1 protein-coding gene is annotated in these 2,034 nt (G+C 36.3%); it reads right to left on the minus strand.

Annotated features, from left to right (window positions below):
• Nucleotides 1-130 precede the first annotated feature (130 nt).
• On the minus strand, nt 131-1,621 hold the full coding sequence (locus tag BJP37_RS12600; protein ID WP_075899218.1) for an FAD-dependent oxidoreductase: 1,491 nt from the start codon (nt 1,619-1,621) through the stop codon (nt 131-133).
• Nucleotides 1,622-2,034 lie beyond the last annotated feature (413 nt).

Raw genomic sequence — 2,034 nt, forward strand, 5'->3', positions numbered from 1 at the left:
ATGGGGGGGACCCCCAAGACCGCGCTGCCTTCCCAAGACCGCGCTGCATCGCTAGGCGAATTAAATTCGCCACGGGTCGCACCTCAGAAATTTGTACCTCACAAGTCGTAGAATTGCTATAAATAATGTGCTAGTAAATACCCCACTCATCAATAATTTTTTCTCTTTCAGAAACCCTCAATTGAGATAGATTTTTACCAAGAGCATATTCCATTTCAGGGGAGAGAATTATGTGCTGATTTTGGTCAATAGTTATGTGCTTATCTACTTGCTCTTGGGTAAGAATACCCTGGCATACATAAGTTGAGAGTATTTCGAGAACAACCTGAAATGCATTGTAAGGAATAGAAGTTAATTTAAACCCAGGAATATGAATATATTTACCCCCATTTTTATGGTGATATAGATAACGAATAGGATTATCATCCCGTTTGGCAGCATCTACCTCATCGGTAGTTTTTCTACCAGGATAAACTTGAACCGCTTTTTTGAGCTTAATATTTTCCAATCCCTTAGCCCAAGGAATCCAGCGAGAAATATCCTGCTTAATTGTGCTCAACATTTCTGCTTCCGTTCTACCAGTTATTTTTTCAAAATTATCCAACCATTCCCTAGGAATATTTTTCGGAGTTTCAGCCAAGGGGAAGTCTAATTCTGCCTGGTTATATTCTCGACCAGAAAAAATTGCCAGATGATCGTATCCGACTTTAATTATTCCACCATATTGACCTCGAATGAGCATAGTACTATAAAAACTTTTGTCGATTTCTGGAAACTGTTTTTTCAAGTCTGAGGGAATCTTGTATAGTCCATAAACTTTTAGCTTTACTAGATTTCCTTCGATATATTGCTCAAATTTTAGTTCTGGAATCGGAATGCCCAAACCCTTGGCATAACCAGCATTAACTATCGTATCGAAATAAAGTTGATTATTGTGGTTTATCTTTAACTCGAAGTTTTGACTATTGATGGCAATATTACTTACTTCATTATTGTAGTGAATGTCAACAAAATTTTCTCTAACAATAAAATTAAACAGATTGATCATGTGACAAACATATTCGGCAATATTTAAGACAAATTGCCTAACTTTGACTGCACCAGCGATGTCCTGTTTGCCCGCATCGAAATTTCCAAGTAAGGGTTTGATGGCTTCTTGAGCTAGTATCTTTACTAAGTCTTCTGGCTTACCAAAAATAGTTTCATTATGATAGTTTTTTAAATGTTGCTGATAAATCTCAACCAAAGAAGCAGCAACATCTTTATAAGTTATCCCTTCTTGATTAATAGCAGTGTTTCCTATTTCATTAGGTACTAAATAATTAACATGGCTATCTACAAAAACATACTCAGGCATTAATTTTTTAAATAAAATACTTTGTTTGAATAAATGTTCCAGTGTCTTTTTATGTGCACCATAAACAAAATGATGCAAAATACCTGTATTATTGAGAGAAGCTCCATTTTTATTAAAAATTTTTGATTCAGCTTCAAAAACCGATACTTTAGCGATACCTAATCTAGCTAAGATACATGCTGTTGATACTCCCATAGCACCGGCTCCAATAATGGCTATATTTTGTCTTTGCTGAAGTGGTAGATTAAATACAGTTTCTAGCATGTTTATCTAGGGCAATCCCATCTAAATTAGGTTAAAATAGAAGCAAACGTGATTGGACTTCTTTTCCATGAGACTTCTCATTTTTGCTTGCTTCAAGGAGCATAGCAACGGAGTCGGAACGTTGATTTTATTTAAAGGGGCTACTTTTAGTATTTATGGTTACTTCAATTGTTCTCTATGGCTGGTATCACAGTGTAGGGTGCCGAATGTGGGTTAAAAGTCACTAACTCCGATTGTAATTATTGGTTTACTGACTGCTGTTACTTTACCTCATAAGTCTTATAATTGCTATATACTTTTTAACTATTGCCTCTATTCCTCTCCTGGGAGGGGTTAGGGTGTGTTTTTAAAGTTTTCCGCAAGATTATGATCCCCCCCAGCCCCCCTTAAAAAAGGGGGGAGCCATACTCAAA

Source organism: Moorena bouillonii PNG (assembly GCF_001942495.1).
Lineage (GTDB): Bacteria > Cyanobacteriota > Cyanobacteriia > Cyanobacteriales > Coleofasciculaceae > Moorena > Moorena bouillonii.